13 protein-coding genes are annotated in these 14,204 nt (G+C 70.5%); 7 read left to right on the top strand and 6 right to left on the bottom strand.

Going from position 1 to position 14,204, the window contains the following annotated elements:
- Nucleotides 1–283 precede the first annotated feature (283 nt).
- Complete coding sequence (locus tag F0L68_RS32480; RefSeq protein WP_149853696.1) at nt 284–985, bottom strand: IclR family transcriptional regulator; 702 nt, start codon at nt 983–985, stop codon at nt 284–286.
- Nucleotides 986–1,131: 146 nt separating this feature from the next.
- Between F0L68_RS32480 and leuC the strand changes: the two genes are divergently transcribed.
- The 3 genes from leuC to F0L68_RS32495 all read left to right on the top strand — a co-directional run bounded on the left by leuC (nt 1,132) and on the right by F0L68_RS32495 (nt 4,071).
- Nucleotides 1,132–2,544, top strand: a complete 1,413-nt coding sequence (gene leuC, locus F0L68_RS32485) for a 3-isopropylmalate dehydratase large subunit (protein ID WP_149853697.1) — start codon at nt 1,132–1,134, stop codon at nt 2,542–2,544.
- A 14-nt stretch (nt 2,545–2,558) separates the two neighbouring features.
- The gene (gene leuD, locus F0L68_RS32490) at nt 2,559–3,161 is read left to right on the top strand and encodes a 3-isopropylmalate dehydratase small subunit (protein ID WP_149853698.1); all 603 of its coding nucleotides are present in this window, start codon (nt 2,559–2,561) and stop codon (nt 3,159–3,161) included.
- Nucleotides 3,162–3,378: 217 nt separating this feature from the next.
- Nucleotides 3,379–4,071: an HU family DNA-binding protein gene (locus F0L68_RS32495; protein ID WP_149853699.1), complete on the top strand. Its 693-nt coding sequence runs from the start codon at nt 3,379–3,381 to the stop codon at nt 4,069–4,071.
- 317 nt (nt 4,072–4,388) lie between these two features.
- Here the strand turns inward: F0L68_RS32495 and F0L68_RS32500 are convergent, their stop codons facing one another.
- The 4 genes from F0L68_RS32500 to cofC form a co-directional block, all read right to left on the bottom strand.
- Complete coding sequence (locus F0L68_RS32500; protein WP_223199331.1) at nt 4,389–5,417, bottom strand: NUDIX hydrolase; 1,029 nt, start codon at nt 5,415–5,417, stop codon at nt 4,389–4,391.
- Nucleotides 5,418–5,444: 27 nt separating this feature from the next.
- On the bottom strand, nt 5,445–7,784 hold the full coding sequence (locus F0L68_RS32505; protein WP_223199332.1) for an RNA degradosome polyphosphate kinase: 2,340 nt from the start codon (nt 7,782–7,784) through the stop codon (nt 5,445–5,447).
- Nucleotides 7,785–7,851: 67 nt separating this feature from the next.
- On the bottom strand, nt 7,852–8,046 hold the full coding sequence (locus tag F0L68_RS32510; protein WP_149853700.1) for a cold-shock protein: 195 nt from the start codon (nt 8,044–8,046) through the stop codon (nt 7,852–7,854).
- Nucleotides 8,047–8,114: 68 nt separating this feature from the next.
- On the bottom strand, nt 8,115–8,756 hold the full coding sequence (gene cofC / locus F0L68_RS32515) for a 2-phospho-L-lactate guanylyltransferase (RefSeq protein ID WP_149853701.1): 642 nt from the start codon (nt 8,754–8,756) through the stop codon (nt 8,115–8,117).
- A gap of 147 nt (nt 8,757–8,903) precedes the next feature.
- On the opposite strand from cofC, the gene F0L68_RS32520 reads away from it, so the two are divergent.
- The 4 genes from F0L68_RS32520 (at nt 8,904) to F0L68_RS32535 (ending at nt 13,143) form a co-directional block, all read left to right on the top strand.
- Complete coding sequence (locus tag F0L68_RS32520; protein WP_149853702.1) at nt 8,904–9,710, top strand: lysophospholipid acyltransferase family protein; 807 nt, start codon at nt 8,904–8,906, stop codon at nt 9,708–9,710.
- Between the two features lie 7 nt (nt 9,711–9,717).
- A complete protein-coding gene (locus F0L68_RS32525) occupies nt 9,718–10,722 on the top strand; it encodes an NAD(P)H-dependent glycerol-3-phosphate dehydrogenase (RefSeq protein ID WP_149853809.1) in 1,005 nt (334 codons plus the stop codon).
- Complete coding sequence (locus F0L68_RS32530; RefSeq protein WP_438672334.1) at nt 10,719–11,855, top strand: cystathionine gamma-lyase; 1,137 nt, start codon at nt 10,719–10,721, stop codon at nt 11,853–11,855. Before F0L68_RS32525 ends, F0L68_RS32530 begins: the two co-directional genes overlap by 4 nt.
- A 769-nt stretch (nt 11,856–12,624) precedes the next feature.
- Nucleotides 12,625–13,143 carry a cysteine dioxygenase gene (locus tag F0L68_RS32535; RefSeq protein ID WP_149853704.1) on the top strand — a complete coding sequence of 173 codons (519 nt, stop codon included), beginning with the start codon at nt 12,625–12,627 and terminating at the stop codon, nt 13,141–13,143.
- A gap of 1 nt (nt 13,144) precedes the next feature.
- On the opposite strand, the gene F0L68_RS32540 is transcribed toward F0L68_RS32535, so the two are convergent.
- Nucleotides 13,145–14,002, bottom strand: a complete 858-nt coding sequence (locus F0L68_RS32540; RefSeq protein ID WP_149853705.1) for an alkaline phosphatase family protein — start codon at nt 14,000–14,002, stop codon at nt 13,145–13,147.
- Nucleotides 14,003–14,204 lie beyond the last annotated feature (202 nt).

A 14,204-nucleotide genomic window follows, 5' to 3' on the forward strand; every position in this document is an offset into this window, starting at 1 on the left:
ACATTCTCTTAATCCCTCAACGCGACCAGCCGCCCACACCACCGCGGCCCCACGGGACTGCCGTGCCATCGCACTCCCGCGCATCCCTCAACGCAACCACCCGCCCGCACCACCGCAGCCCCACAAGACCGCCACACCACGGCCTCTCACGCCCCACCACCGCAACATTTCCGCAACATCTCCGCAACCACCCCAACTACCCCGACCACCCGCACCAACAGCACCCGCACCAACCACCACCCGCACCACCCACTACGAACCCCTCACACCCCCACCACACGCCTCACAGCCGCGACTGCAACGCCTCCGCAGCCGCCAACAGATCCGCGGCCCAGCGGGCACCTGGGCGTCGTCCCATCCGATCGATCGGTCCCGACACCGACACGGCAGCGACCACCGCACCCGAACTGTCCCGTACGGGCGCGGAAACGCTCGCCACTCCCGGTTCCCGTTCGGCGACGCTCTGCGCCCAGCCGCGCCTGCGCACCTCGAGCAGCGTCCGTTCGCCATAGACCGCGTCGGCCAACAGGGAACGCTGCGTCGCGGCGTCCGACCATGCGGCCAGGACCTTTGCGCCGGAGCCCGCAGTCATGGGCAGTCGCGCGCCAACAGGCACAGTGTCGCGTAGGCCACTGGGCGGCTCGGCCGACGAGACGCACACGCGCTGCATGCCGTCCCGCCGATACAGCTGCACGCTCTCCCCGGTGATGTCGCGCAACCGAGGCAGCACCGACGACGCCGCGTCGAGCAGCGGATCCGTTGCCCCACCGGCCAGTTCGGCCAGTGCGGCACCCGGCCGCCACCGACCGTCGGCCCCTCGGCGCAACAGCCGATGCACCTCCAGTCCGACCGCCAACCGGTGCGCGGTCGCTCTTGGCAGGCCGGTTCGATTGCACAACTCGGCGAGCCCACATGGATCTTTCGCTACGGCGTTCAACACGGCTACCGCCTTGTCCAGCACGCCGATCCCGCTATGCTGTCCCACGTCTCGATACTAACTTCCCGACATATGGGAAGTCCAGACCTTGGGATCGAGACCTGATCACGACCTCGGCGAGACCCGACACGACCTGGCCGAGAAGACGACGAGAAAACGCCGAGAAAACCTCGATTGGCAGGAGCGGAGAAGCGATGGGCCGCACGCTCGCGGAGAAGGTGTGGGAGGCGCACACGGTGCGCCAGGGAACCGGCGCGGAGCCGGATCTGCTCTACATCGACCTCCACCTTGTGCACGAAGTCACCAGCCCACAGGCGTTCGACGGCCTGAGGTTGGCCGGCCGCAAGGTCCGCCGCCCCGACCTTCACATCGCCACTGAGGACCACAACGTCCCGACCACCGACATCGAGCTGCCGATCGCCGACCCCGTCTCGCGCACCCAGGTCGAGACGCTTCGCCGCAACTGCGCGGAGTTCGGCGTCCGGCTGCACCCGATGGGCGACGCCGAGCAGGGCATCGTGCACGTGGTCGGCCCGCAGCTCGGCCTCACCCAACCCGGCATGACGGTGGTCTGCGGCGACAGCCACACCTCGACGCACGGCGCGTTCGGCGCGCTCGCCTTCGGCATCGGTACCTCCGAGGTCGAGCACGTCATGGCCACCCAGACGCTCCCGCTGCGCCCCTTCAAGACGATGGCCATCACCATCGACAGCGCCGACGGCACGCTCCCGGCCGGCGTCACCGCCAAGGACCTCATCCTCGCCGTCATCGCGCGGATCGGCACCGGCGGCGGCCAGGGCTACGTCCTGGAGTACCGCGGCAGCGCGATCCGCGCCCTCTCCATGGAGGCGCGGATGACCGTCTGCAACATGTCGATCGAGGCGGGCGCCCGCGCCGGGATGATCGCCCCGGACGACACCACCTTCGCCTACCTCAAGGGCCGCCCGCACGCCCCGCAGGGCGCGGACTGGGACTCGGCGGTGGACTACTGGCGCACCCTGCGCACCGACGACGACGCCGAGTTCGACGCCGAGGTCCGCATCGACGCCGCCGACCTGGCCCCGTTCGTCACCTGGGGCACCAACCCGGGCCAGGGCCTCCCGCTGTCCGCGCTCGTCCCCGACCCCGAGGCCATCGCGGACGAGAACGAGCGGGTCGCCGCCGAGAAGGCCCTGTCCTACATGGACCTGGTCCCCGGCACCCCGCTGCGCGAGATCGCGGTCGACACCGTCTTCCTCGGCTCCTGCACCAACGGCCGGATCGAGGACCTGCGCGCCGCCGCCGACGTGCTGCGCGGCCACCAGGTGGCCGACGGCGTCCGGATGCTGGTGGTGCCCGGCTCGATGCGGGTGCGCGTGCAGGCGGAGTCCGAGGGCCTGCACGAGGTCTTCCTCGCCGCGGGCGCCGAGTGGCGGGCCGCGGGCTGCTCGATGTGCCTTGGCATGAACCCCGACCAGCTCAAGCCGGGGGAGCGCAGCGCGTCCACCTCCAACCGCAACTTCGAGGGCAGGCAGGGCAAGGGCGGCCGAACCCACCTGGTCTCCCCGCTCGTCGCCGCCGCCACCGCCGTCCGGGGACGCCTGTCCTCGCCGGCCGACCTGTCCTGAGGAGGGCTCAAGTCATGGAACCGTTCACCACGCACACCGGCGTCGGGGTCCCGCTGCGCAGGTCCAACGTGGACACCGACCAGATCATCCCGGCGGTCTACCTGAAGCGGGTCACCCGCACCGGCTTCGAGGACGGCCTGTTCGCCGCCTGGCGCGGGGACGAGCACTTCGTGCTCAACGCCGAGCCCTACCGCGCGGGCAGCGTCCTGGTCGCCGGCCCCGACTTCGGCACCGGCTCCTCCAGGGAGCACGCCGTCTGGGCGCTGGCCGACTACGGCTTCCGGGTGGTGATCTCCGCCAGGTTCGCGGACATCTTCCGGGGCAACTCGGGAAAGCAGGGCCTGCTCGCCGCCCAGTGCGAACAATCCGACATCGAACTGTTGTGGAAGCTGCTGGAGACCGAGCCCGGCACGGAGGTCACGGTCGACCTGGCGGCGAAGACTGTTCGCGCCAAGGATTTCACCGCCTCCTTCAGCATCGACGACTACACCCGCTGGCGGCTGCTCGAAGGCCTGGACGACATCGCCCTGACCTTGCGGCACGCCGAATCCATCGCCGACTTCGAGGCGCGGCGGCCCTCCTGGCTGCCCAGCACGGAACCCGTTTCGACGGGCTGAATGGGCGCCGCCGGATTCCCCGCGCAGCCAGGGAATCCGGCGGCCCCGGGACGCTCCCGGGCCTCCCAAACGGGGCGATCTGTCCCCCTAGAGAGCGGAATCGACCACGCCACAACGAAAAATCTGGCGTGGCGATTGGTATTTCTGTTCTGTTGGGCTTACCGTGGCACGGAAGTCGGCCCAACTAGGGCCGTGAGCGTCCTGGGAGGGACTGACGGTGAACAAGGCCCAGCTCATCGAGGCGCTCGCCGAGCGCCTTGGCGACAAGAAGATCGCGGGTGCCGCGGTCGACGGTATCGTCGATGTCATCGTGCGCAACGTGAACAGCGGCGAGAAGGTCAACATCACGGGCTTCGGCGTCTTCGAGAAGCGTGCCCGCGCCGCCCGCACCGCGCGCAACCCGCGTACGGGCGAGACGGTCAAGGTGAAGAAGACGAACGTTCCCGCGTTCCGCCCGGGTTCGACGTTCAAGGACGTCGTCAGCGGCGCCAAGAAGCTGCCCCGTGTGACCGCGGCGAAGTCGGCTTCCGCCGGCACCACCGCCCGCGCGACCACCCGCTCGGCGGGCACCGCCCCGGCGACCCGTGCCGCTGGCACGCGTGCCGCCTCGACCCGCAGCACCAGCACCCGGAGCACCAGCACCAGGGCGACTGCTGCGGCCACCAAGGCTCCTGCGGCTCGTAAGACCACCGCAGCAGCGAAGCCGGCCACCAAGGCTCCGGCCGCCAAGAAGGCGACGGCGGCCAAGGCCACCACCGCCAAGGCGACCACCGCCAAGGCCACGACCGCCAAGGCTCCTGCCGCCGCCAAGAAGGCCGCTCCGGCCAAGAAGGTGACTGCTGCCAAGGCAACGACGGCCAAGGCCGCCGCGCCCAAGAAGGCCACCACCCGCAAGGCGGCGGCCAAGTAGTACCCGCTTAGTTCGGCAGCGTTCTGGGCCCATGGTGCGAATCCCCTACGCACCATGGGCCCAAGCGCTGTCCGAGACTGATTAGCCGACAGTCAGCCGACACGCGGTAGATGCCCGGTCGAGGCCCAAAGAGCCAGCCGAGCCCAAAGACCCGGTCGAGGCCCAAAACGCCGGCCAGCTCCCGGTAGCCGACGCGAGCGTCGGAATCCCTACACGGCTCTCATCCCAGCGAGCCGAATCCCGCAGCCTCGAATCCCGCCGAGCCGAATGCCGGCGCACCGAATACCGTTGTGCCCGACACCGTCGCGCGGTGCGGCTCAGGCGCGCATCGCCGGGGCCGGGAGAGGGCTCGGCAGATAGTGCGCGGCCACCAATTGGGGCACTCCGTCCGAATTGGACACCGCGTGACCGGCGGCGAAGGACAGCACCCATACGCTGCCCTTCTTGCAGGCGATCGTGCCGAGGTCGAGGCCGCCGCGCCGGGCCAGCTCCGTGACGAGGTGCGGGATAACGCCGCCCTGGCTGGACACCACCGGCGCCCCGCCGCCGGCCAGGATGTCCATCAGCCTGGCCGCACCGATTTCCGGGTTGGGCCAGTAGCCCTCCTCGGACAGCAGCGGCTCGCGGACGACCGGCGCCGCGAGATCCTCGGCCAGCCCCTCGACGGTCTGTACGCAGCGCACCCTCGGCGCCGCATGCACCCGGTCCGCGCCGAACAACGGCAGCAGGCCGCGCAGCGCCTCGGCCTGCCGCCTCCCCGCCGGGCTCAGCGGGCGCAGCTCGTCGTCCCCGGCCCAGTGCTCCCGCTTGCCAGCCTTCGCGTGCCGCGTCAGCAGCAATGTCCGGGTGTCCCTGGGCAGGGCGGCGAATTCGGCGAGCACGCCGCGATCGTGCGGATAACTAAGCAGTGCCGCGGCCTCGGGCACGGGCAGCCAACGGAGTTCGTCCACCTCGTCGTTGACCGCGAACTCGCCGCCCGTCGCGCGCGCCGAGAAATAGTCGACCACCTTCGTCGCGGCGCGACCGCGCCGCACGATCGGGTACTCCACCCGGCCGAGAAAGGGCCCGAGCACGGCCGTGCAGCCTGTTTCCTCCGTCACTTCCCGCACGGCCGCCGCCGGCACGGTCTCCCCGCTGTCGAGCTTTCCCTTTGGCAGCGACCAGTCGTCGTAGCGGGGGCGGTGCACCACCGCAACGGCGGGCTCACCGCCGTCAGGCCCCGGTCGCCACAGGACGGCTCCCGCGGCCGGAATCCGGTCCCTGCCGACGGTCTCGGGGGTCCCCGCCGTTGCCGGCGGTCGCGCCTCGCCAACCATGAGTCCCGCCTCCGGGAGTTGCTGTGCCATGAGCCTGATCCGCCGCGCCTGCCGCCGTCAGCCCAGTGCCCGGTGCAGGCGCAGCAACTCCACCTGGTGGTCGCGCACGCGGGTGCCGTCCGCCGGGGACGCCACCCACTCGCCGTCGGAGTGCAGCACCCAGCACCGGGTCGCTGGGTCCAGCGCGGAGTCCAGGATCGCGTCGATCTGCGGCACGGACCGCCGGTCGGTCACCTGCAACTCCACCTCGACCCTGCGGTCCAGGTTGCGGTGCATCATGTCCGCGCTGCCGATCCAGCGCTCCTCGCCACCGACGAAGTGGATGATCCGCGAGTGCTCGAGGAACCGGCCGAGGATCGACCGGACCCGGATGTTCTCGCTCAGTCCAGGCAGGCCCGGCTTCAGCGAGCAGGTGCCGCGCACCACGACGTCGACGGGCACCCCAGCCTGCGACGCCCGGTACAGCGAGTCGATGACCTGCTCGTCCACCAGGGAGTTCACCTTGATGCGGATGCCGGCCTCCTGGCCGAGCCGCGCGTACTCGATCTCCCGCTCGATGCGTTCGATGATGCCGCGCCGCACCCCGTACGGCGCGACCAGCAGGCTGCGGTACCGCTCCTGGTTGGCGTACCCGGTCAGCTTGTTGAACAGGTCAGTGAGGTCCGCGCCGATGGTCGGCTCCGCCGTCAGGATGCCGATGTCCTCGTACAGCCTCGCGGTCTTCGGGTTGTAGTTGCCCGTGCCGATGTGGCAGTACCGCCGGATCGTGGAGCCCTCCTGCCGCACCACCAACGAGGTCTTGCAGTGCGTCTTGAGGCCGACCAGCCCGTAGACGACGTGCACGCCCGCCTTCTCCAGCGTGCGCGCCCACTTGATGTTCGCCTGCTCGTCGAACCGCGCCTTGATCTCCACGAGGGCGACGACCTGCTTGCCGGCCTCGGCCGCATCGATCAGCGCGTCCACGATCGGCGAGTCGCCGCTGGTGCGGTACAGGGTCTGCTTGATGGCCAACACATGCGGGTCGGCCGCCGCCTGCTCGATGAACCGCTGCACGCTGGTGGAGAACGAGTCGTACGGGTGGTGCACCAGCACGTCGCCCTCGCGCAGCGTCGCGAACACGCTCTTGGGCGTCTCCCGCTCCCCGAACGCGGGGTGCGTCGCCGGCACGAACGGCGGGTCCTTGAGCTGCTTGCGGTCGAGGCCGTGCAGCTGGAACAGGCAGGACAGGTCGAGCAGGCCGGGCACCTGCATCACGTCGTGCGGGTCCACCTCCAGCTCGCGCAGCAGCAGCTCCAGCATGTGCTCGGTCATGTCGTCGGCCACTTCCAGCCGGACCGGCGGGCCGAACCTGCGCCGCGCGAGCTCACGCTCCAGCGCCTGCAACAGGTCTTCGTCGCGGTCCTCCTCGACCTCGAGGTCGGCGTTGCGGGTGACTCGGAAGACGTGGCACTCCAGCACGTCCATGCCGAAGAACAGCTCGTCGAGGTGGGCCGCGATGAGGCCCTCCAGCGGCAGGAAGGTCGCGGTCTCGCTGCCGCGCTGCGCCTCGACCCGCACCAGCCTCGGCACGTTGTCCGGCACCTTGACCCGCGCGAAGCGCTCGCCGCCCTCCTTCGGATCCCGCACGGTCACCGCGAGGTTCAGCGACAGCCCCGAGATGTAGGGGAAGGGGTGCGCAGGGTCGACCGCGAGCGGCGTCAGCACCGGGAAGACCCGCTCGCTGAAGTAGTTGGACAGCCGCAGCTTCTCGAAGTCGTCGAGGTCGGACCAGCTCACGATCCGGATCCCGTGCTCGGCGAGGCCCGGCCGGACGTCGTCGAGGAACGCCCTGGCGTGCTGCTCGGCCAGGTCCTGGGTCCTGGCCCCGATGGCCTCCAGTTGCTCGCGCGGGGTCAGCCCGTCGGCGCTGCGCACGGAGAGGCCGGTCTCGTCGCGGCGCTTGAGGCCGGCGACCCGCACCATGTAGAACTCGTCCAAATTGGACGCGAAGATCGCCAGGAACTTCGCCCGCTCCAGCAGCGGCTGCGAGGCGTCCTCGGCCAGCGCCAGCACCCTGGCGTTGAAGTCGAGCCAGGACAGCTCCCGGTTGAAGTACCGGTCGTCCGGCAGATCCGTGATGACCGCGTCCGCGTTGGTGGCCGCGGGCGGCGCGGAGGGCACGGCCCTCGCCCCGGCTGCGCCCGCTGCTCCGGCGGCTCCGGCTGCTGCTCCGGCCGGCTCCACCTCGGCGACGGCGGTGCCGCCGGACGGCTTGCGCTCGGCCGCGCTGGTCGCCGAGGACGGGCGACGAGGTCGTCGGCTGGCGCCGCCGTTACGGGGCGTGGTTGACGGCGAGGCGGCGCTGTCAGCTCGCGCCGTCGCCCGGTCGTCGCTTCGGTCGGTGCTCACGGGCGCCATTGTTCCTCACGAACGCGAGCATTGCCCTGAGCAAGACGGGCAATGAGGTGAACAACGCGTCAATGGTTCAGACCGGACGGGACACCGAGACGACCCGGCCGTCTGCCGAGCGGCGCACCGCGACCCGCTGGCCTTGCCGCAGTGTCCGCCAGCCACCCTCGGTGACGGCCTCGGCATCGGCGTCGACGAGCAGTCCGTCGTCCCGCAGCAGCGTCACGGAGCCGTCGCCGGCCACCGAGTACACGGTCGCCTGCTCGTCCATGCCGCGATTCTAGGTCTCGCGGGTGCGGCTCGTGGGTTCGTGGGGCGGTGGAGCCGTGGGGCTGTGGGTTACAGCGGGCACAGGCGGGCGGCGGTGTGCGAGCCGAGACCTAGTTCGCCGGCCAGCACGAGGTCCTCCTCGGTGTCCACATCGCAACGCAGCGACGGCCACGGCCCGAGCAGCGCCACCGCGCCGGAGTCCCGGTGCGCGCCCGCCGAGCCGACGCCGAACCTCGGGCCGAGATCCCCGCCGGGCGCGGACAGCAGGAGGGTGGTGCCGGTGCCCTGCCGGTCGGGGCAGAACGCGCGCCGCCCGGCCGAGGCGCGCACCGCGGCGGCCAGCTCCTCCGGGCGCAACGCCGGCAGATCCGCCTGGAGCGCGCCGACGACCGAGCGCGGATCCCGCCCACGCAGCAGCGCGGCGCCGAGTCGCAGTGCGGTGTTCAAACCGGATTCCGGGCGTTCCTCCGACAGCACCTCGACGCCGACGGCCCGCAGTTCGGCCGCGACGGCCGGATCCGACGTGACGGTCACCACGCGGCGCACGACATCGGCCGCGTGTGCCGCCGTCGCCGTGTCCAACGCGAGCGCGAGCGCCAGCGCGGCGTGCGCGTCCGGATCTCCCGCGCCGCCGTCGGCCGCCCCGACCAGGCGGGACTTCGCCCTGCCAAGTGCCTTGACCGGGATCACCAGGTCCACTTTCGTGCGCACCAGGCCATCCTGCCCGATTCCGTCCGCACGTGACGGTCGTCGACCCGCCCCGCTGGACCTGGCCGACCCCGCAGGGGAAGACTCTTGCCGGATCGCCTGTCCTACGGATCGAGACAGGAACCACAGGCTGGAGAGAGGGAGTAACACGTGGCCAAGGAGAAGGGCGGCTTCTGGGTCGGGTTCGCCGCGAGCATCGTCTATCCGGTGACCGCGCTGCTGGCCCGCCGCAGGAACGTCGGCGGCGAACGGATTCCGCGCACGGGCGCCGCGCTGCTCGTCTACAACCACGTGTCCCACCTCGACCCCGTCTTCGACGCGGTGTTCGTGCACAAGAACACCCGCATCCCGAGGTTCCTGGCCAAGCACAGCCTGTGGACGATCCCGCTGGTCGGCAAGGTCCTGATCGGGACAGGCCAGATCCCGGTCTACCGGGGCACCGCCGACGCCCAGCAGAGCCTGCGCGACGCGCACCAGGCCCTGCGGGACGGCAAGGTCGTGGTGATCTACCCGGAGGGCACGATCACCCGCGACCCCGACGGCTGGCCGATGCACTCGCGCACCGGCGTCGCGCGGCTCGCGCTGGAGAACGACGTGCCCGTCATCCCGGCGGCCAGGTGGGGCACGCGGGACATCTACGACCAGTACAACAAGAAGTTCCGGCCGTTCCCGCGCAAACTGGTGGTGCAGCGCGTCGGCGAGCCGGTCGACCTGTCCGCCTACCGGGAGCGACCGCTCAACAACGCGCTGCTGCGCGAGGTGACGGATCTGCTGATGGGACAGGTGAAGGAGCTGCTGGCTGAGGTTCGTGAGGAGCCAGCGCCTGAGGGCTTCTACCGGGCTAGTGCCAAGAAGAGTGAGGCCTCGAGGGGCGAGGCTGCGGAGGGCGAAGTCTCGAAGGGTGAGACCTCGAAGGGCGAGGCGGAAAAGGGCGACGCGAAAAAGGGCGAAGTCTGAGATGGGTATGCAGCGGATCACCGTGCTCGGCGCAGGATCCTGGGGCACTGCGTTTGCGAAGGTGCTGGCCGACGCCGGTCGCGACGTCGTGCTCTGGGCGCGGCGGCCCGAGATCGCCGAGTCGATCGTGCGGGACAGGGCCAACCCCGGCTACCTGCCTGGCGTGACGCTCCCTAGTGGACTCACCGCGACGACCGACGCCGAGGCCGCGCTGGCCGACGCGCAGGCCGTCGTCCTCGCGGTGCCCAGCCAGACGTTGCGGGCGAACCTGGGTGCGTGGCGCGACCTGCTGCCGGTCGACGCGACGCTGGTGAGCCTCGCCAAGGGCGTCGAACTCGGCACGCTGCGGCGGATGAGCGAGGTGGTCCGCGAGGTCGCCGGGGTGGACGAGGCGCACGTTGCCGTGGTGTCCGGCCCCAATCTGGCCATGGAGATCGCCACCGAACAGCCCACCGCGACGGTCATCGCGTGCACCGACCACGACCGGGCCGTGGAGCTCCAGCATGCGTGCTCGACCGGCTACTTCCGCCCCTACACCAACACGGATGTGATCGGCTGCGAGCTGGGCGGCGCGTGCAAGAACGTGATCGCGCTCGCCTGCGGCATGGCCGCCGGGCTCGGCTTCGGCGACAACACGATGGCGTCGATCATCACCAGGGGACTGGCGGAGACGGCCAGGCTCGGCGCCGCGCTCGGCGCGGACCCGTTGACGTTCGCCGGGCTCGCCGGGCTGGGCGACCTGGTGGCCACCTGCGCGTCGCCGCTGTCCCGCAACAGGTCGTTCGGCGAACGGCTCGGCCGGGGCGACACGCTCGCGCAGGCGCAGGAGGCGGCGCACGGCCAGGTGGCCGAGGGCGTGAAATCCTGTTCGTCCATTCGGGAGCTGGCCGCGCGCAGCGGCGTCGACGTGCCCATCGCCGACGGCGTGCACCGCGTCTGCCACGAGGGCATGGACGCGCGCGTGATGGCCGCGGCACTGCTCGGCCGCGAGCGGAAGGCGGAGTGGTCGTGACCGCGTCGCCGGACGCGGCGGGACACTGGGGCGACGGCACGCGCTGCGTCCACTCGGGCCAGGCGGACCGGGTGGCAGGCGGGCCGTTCCTGGCCGGGCCGGTGATCGCCGCGCCTTACCACCTGGCCGGGCCGGGCGAGCCGCCAGCGCAGGACTTCTACGGGCGGGGCGGCAACCCGACCTGGCGGGCGCTTGAGGACGCCATCGGCGAGCTGGACGGCGGCCACTGCGTGCTGTTCCCGTCCGGGATGGCGGCGATCTCGACGCTGCTGCGGCTGCTGCTGCGCGCAGGCGACACGCTGGTGCTGCCGTCGGACGGCTACTTCGTGGCGCGCCAGTTCGTGGCCGCCGACCTTGCCGCTCTCGGGCTGACCGTCCGCGAGGTGCCGACGGCCGGGCCGTGGCCGGAGGGTGTGTTCGACGGCGCGCGGCTGGTGCTGCTGGAGACGCCGTCCAATCCCGGGCTGGACGTGTGCGACATCGCGGCGCTGGCCGAGCGGGCGCACGAGGCCGGCGCGCTGGTCGCGGTCGACAACACCACGGCGACGCCGTTGGGTCAGCTGCCGTTGTCGTTGGGCGCGGACATCTCAGTGGCCAGTGACACCAAGGCGCTTGCCGGGCACAGCGATGTGCTGCTTGGGCATGTCAGCGTGGCCGACTCTGCGTTGGCTGAGGAGTTGCGCGCCGCCCGCACCAGGGCGGGGTCGATTCCGGGGCCGTTTGAGGCGTGGCTGGCGCATCGCGGGCTCGGCACGCTGGATCTGCGGCTGGCTCGGCAGGCGGCGAACGCGGCCGCGTTGCACGAGGCACTGTCCGGGCATCCCGCGGTGACCGGCCTGCGCTGGCCGGGGGCGGCGGAAGATCCCGCGCACGAGGCGGCCGCGCGGCAGATGCGCCGGTTCGGTGGGGTGCTCACGTTCGAGCTGCCGTCGGTGGCGGCCGTGGATGCGTTTCTTGCGGAGAGTCGGTTGGTGGTCGCGGCGACCAGTTTCGGGGGGCTGCACAGCAGCCTGGACCGGCGGGCGCAGTGGGGCGACCCGGTGCCTGAGGGGCTGGTGCGATTGTCGGCCGGCTGCGAGGACACGGCGGATCTGGTCGGGGACGTAACGGGAGCGCTGGCTGCGCTGGCCTGACTCGCTTTGGGTGGGACGCACAAAAGCCCCGGCCGGCGACTCGCTTAGCTCCCTGCCGGTTTCTGAGCTACCTGTGTTTTTGGGCCTCGCTTCGCTCGGCNNCCTCAAGTCGGCCCCTTCAGCTTCTCGGGCCGACTCCGCTTCGCTCCGTCGACCCTCCTGCGCCTCCAGGGACCGACGGCGAACTCGCACACCCCGCACCGCCACAAAGTGGAAAAACGCGTGGGCCCGCGCCGTCACAAAGTTGAAGACGCGGGGCGCGAGGCGCCGGACGTGGAGTGTGGGGTGCTGGCGCGAAATGTGGGTCGCCCACCTGTGGAAATACCCCACCCACCCTGGGGGACGTGCCCTTGGCCAGCGTAGCCACCTGCGGCCGTGCGGGCGGGTGGCGTGGGGCGGCCTGTGGATAACGGGTGGGTTGTGGATAGCTGGGGCGAGGTCGGGGGTTCCCGCTCGCGGGGTGTGGGGCGTGGGGTGTGGTGCGCGGAGTGTGGGGCGTCACCACCCGGCACGTGTGGGCCCGCGCCGTTACTGGGGCGGTGGGTGGCTCTATTGGGTGAGGTTGGGTTCATTGGGTGGGACGGCGTTGACCGGGGTGGGGTTGGGTGGTTGGGTGGCTGACGTGTTGCTGCGCGCGATGATCGTGGGACGGGGTCACATCGACCTTCGTCGGGTCGCGAGCGCGCTGTGTCCGATCGCCTGATCACTTGAGACCGGGCCGGCCTTGGTGCCGGCTACTGCTCGTGACCTCGTGAGGACATTCCAGCTCATGTTCGCCGTTCCCGAAAACACTGTTGCCCTGCCCGCTGCGCGGGCCGTGTCGCATCCCGCGCTCGTTGCCGCGCGGTTCGCCCAGGAGCGCCAGCGGTGGGCGCATCTCCTTCGTTACGACCCGGACACCCGCTTCTCCGCGCTCGTGGAGCGCACCGAGGAGCAGGAGGTCTGGCTGATGAGTTGGCTGCCCGGCCAGCAGACCGACCTGCACGACCACGGCGGCGAGTCCGGCGCGTTCACCGTGGTCAGCGGCGCGTTGACGGAGCTTGTGGCGCACACCGACGGCGCCGGGCGGGCGGTCGAGGTGTTGCATCGGGTCGTCGCGGGCCAGTCCAGGGTGTTCGGCCCGAACTACGTGCACCAGGTCAGCAACGAGGGCCCGGATCCCGCCGTCACGCTGCACGTCTACCGCGCCGAGCGGCGCATGACGTCCTACCGCTTCGACCCGGTCGACGGCCCCCGCGCCGTGGGCCCGGAGCGCGGCGCGGCGCCACGGACCCACGGCTCGTCCTGACCTACTGCCAGGTGTCGGTGATCGGCGTGGCCGCGCACGCGCTTCCGGTGCAGGCCAGGCCGTACATGTCCTCGATGGTGCGCAGCACGGAGTAGTGCGTGATGCGCTCCGCGTAGCTGCCGGCCTTGACGTGCTGGCCGCTGAAGATGGTGGGAATCTGGTTGCTCGCGCTGCTGTCGTCCTCGTCGAAGGTCACCGCGAGGACGCTGTTGTGCGTTTTCGCCCACTGCACGTAGCCGTCTAGATTCGCCTTGACCCATTTGTCGCCGGTGGCGACGCTACAGTCGTGCATGTCGTTGCAGAGGTTGGGCACGACGAACGACACGGTGGGCAGCGCCGCGAAATTGGTTGGGAATTGGGTGTAGCGCAGGTTGGAAGAGGCGGGGACATTCTTGAAGTTGACCCATGGGTTGTGCTTGCGGGCATACTTGCCGCTGGTGCAACCGGTGTAACCGTCGGACGGCATGCTTTCCGAATAGCCGGCGAACGTGGCGCCCGCCCCGATCAGTTCGCTGCCGAGGTTGGCCGAGGTGTAGGTGTGCGGGCAGGAGTCGTCGGTGACGCCCTGGGTGGAGCCGGAGAACAGCGCGAGGTAGTTCGGCTCGCTCGGGTGCGTCACCGCGAACGACTTGGTGAACTTCGCCCCGGCGTTGGCCAGTGAGTTGAGGTACGGCGCCGACGAGCTGCCGATGATCTGGCTGTAGGAGTGGTTCTCCATCACGAGAACGACGACGTGGTCGGGTCGCGGGACCGAGGCCAGCGCCAAGGGCTGTTCGGCGGCCGCCGCGACCGAGCCGCCGAGCAGGCCGGCCGCACCGACGGCGGCCACGAGCAGGCTCGTCATTCTGCCGATTCGCATGAATTCCTCCTGATTGTGAGCCTGGCCACAACGTAGACGAGGATTCGGCAGTGGACTAGCCGGTTCGTGGCCGCACCATGAATTGGCGGCGAATCTGTGGGTAAGAGCGGGAATGCAATAACCGATCTGGTGGAATTGAATCACAGTTGACGGTTTGCCCCCAATGCCGAGGCGTGATCGGCATTGGGGGCAAAAGGTTAGG

Source organism: Solihabitans fulvus, from assembly GCF_008386585.1.
Taxonomy (GTDB): Bacteria; Actinomycetota; Actinomycetes; order Mycobacteriales; family Pseudonocardiaceae; genus Solihabitans; species Solihabitans fulvus.

What these genes read in the sequence shown, in the direction of transcription:
- F0L68_RS32540 (WP_149853705.1), bottom strand. Translation starts at nt 14,002, where the DNA reads ATGCGAATCGGCAGAATGACGAGCCTGCTCGTGGCCGCCGTCGGTGCG.
- leuC (WP_149853697.1), top strand. Translation starts at nt 1,132, where the DNA reads ATGGGCCGCACGCTCGCGGAGAAGGTGTGGGAGGCGCACACGGTGCGC.
- F0L68_RS32510 (WP_149853700.1), bottom strand. Translation starts at nt 8,046, where the DNA reads ATGGACGAGCAGGCGACCGTGTACTCGGTGGCCGGCGACGGCTCCGTG.
- F0L68_RS32525 (WP_149853809.1), top strand. Translation starts at nt 9,718, where the DNA reads ATGCAGCGGATCACCGTGCTCGGCGCAGGATCCTGGGGCACTGCGTTT.
- leuD (WP_149853698.1), top strand. Translation starts at nt 2,559, where the DNA reads ATGGAACCGTTCACCACGCACACCGGCGTCGGGGTCCCGCTGCGCAGG.
- F0L68_RS32500 (WP_223199331.1), bottom strand. Translation starts at nt 5,417, where the DNA reads ATGGCACAGCAACTCCCGGAGGCGGGACTCATGGTTGGCGAGGCGCGA.
- F0L68_RS32535 (WP_149853704.1), top strand. Translation starts at nt 12,625, where the DNA reads ATGTTCGCCGTTCCCGAAAACACTGTTGCCCTGCCCGCTGCGCGGGCC.
- F0L68_RS32505 (WP_223199332.1), bottom strand. Translation starts at nt 7,784, where the DNA reads ATGGCGCCCGTGAGCACCGACCGAAGCGACGACCGGGCGACGGCGCGA.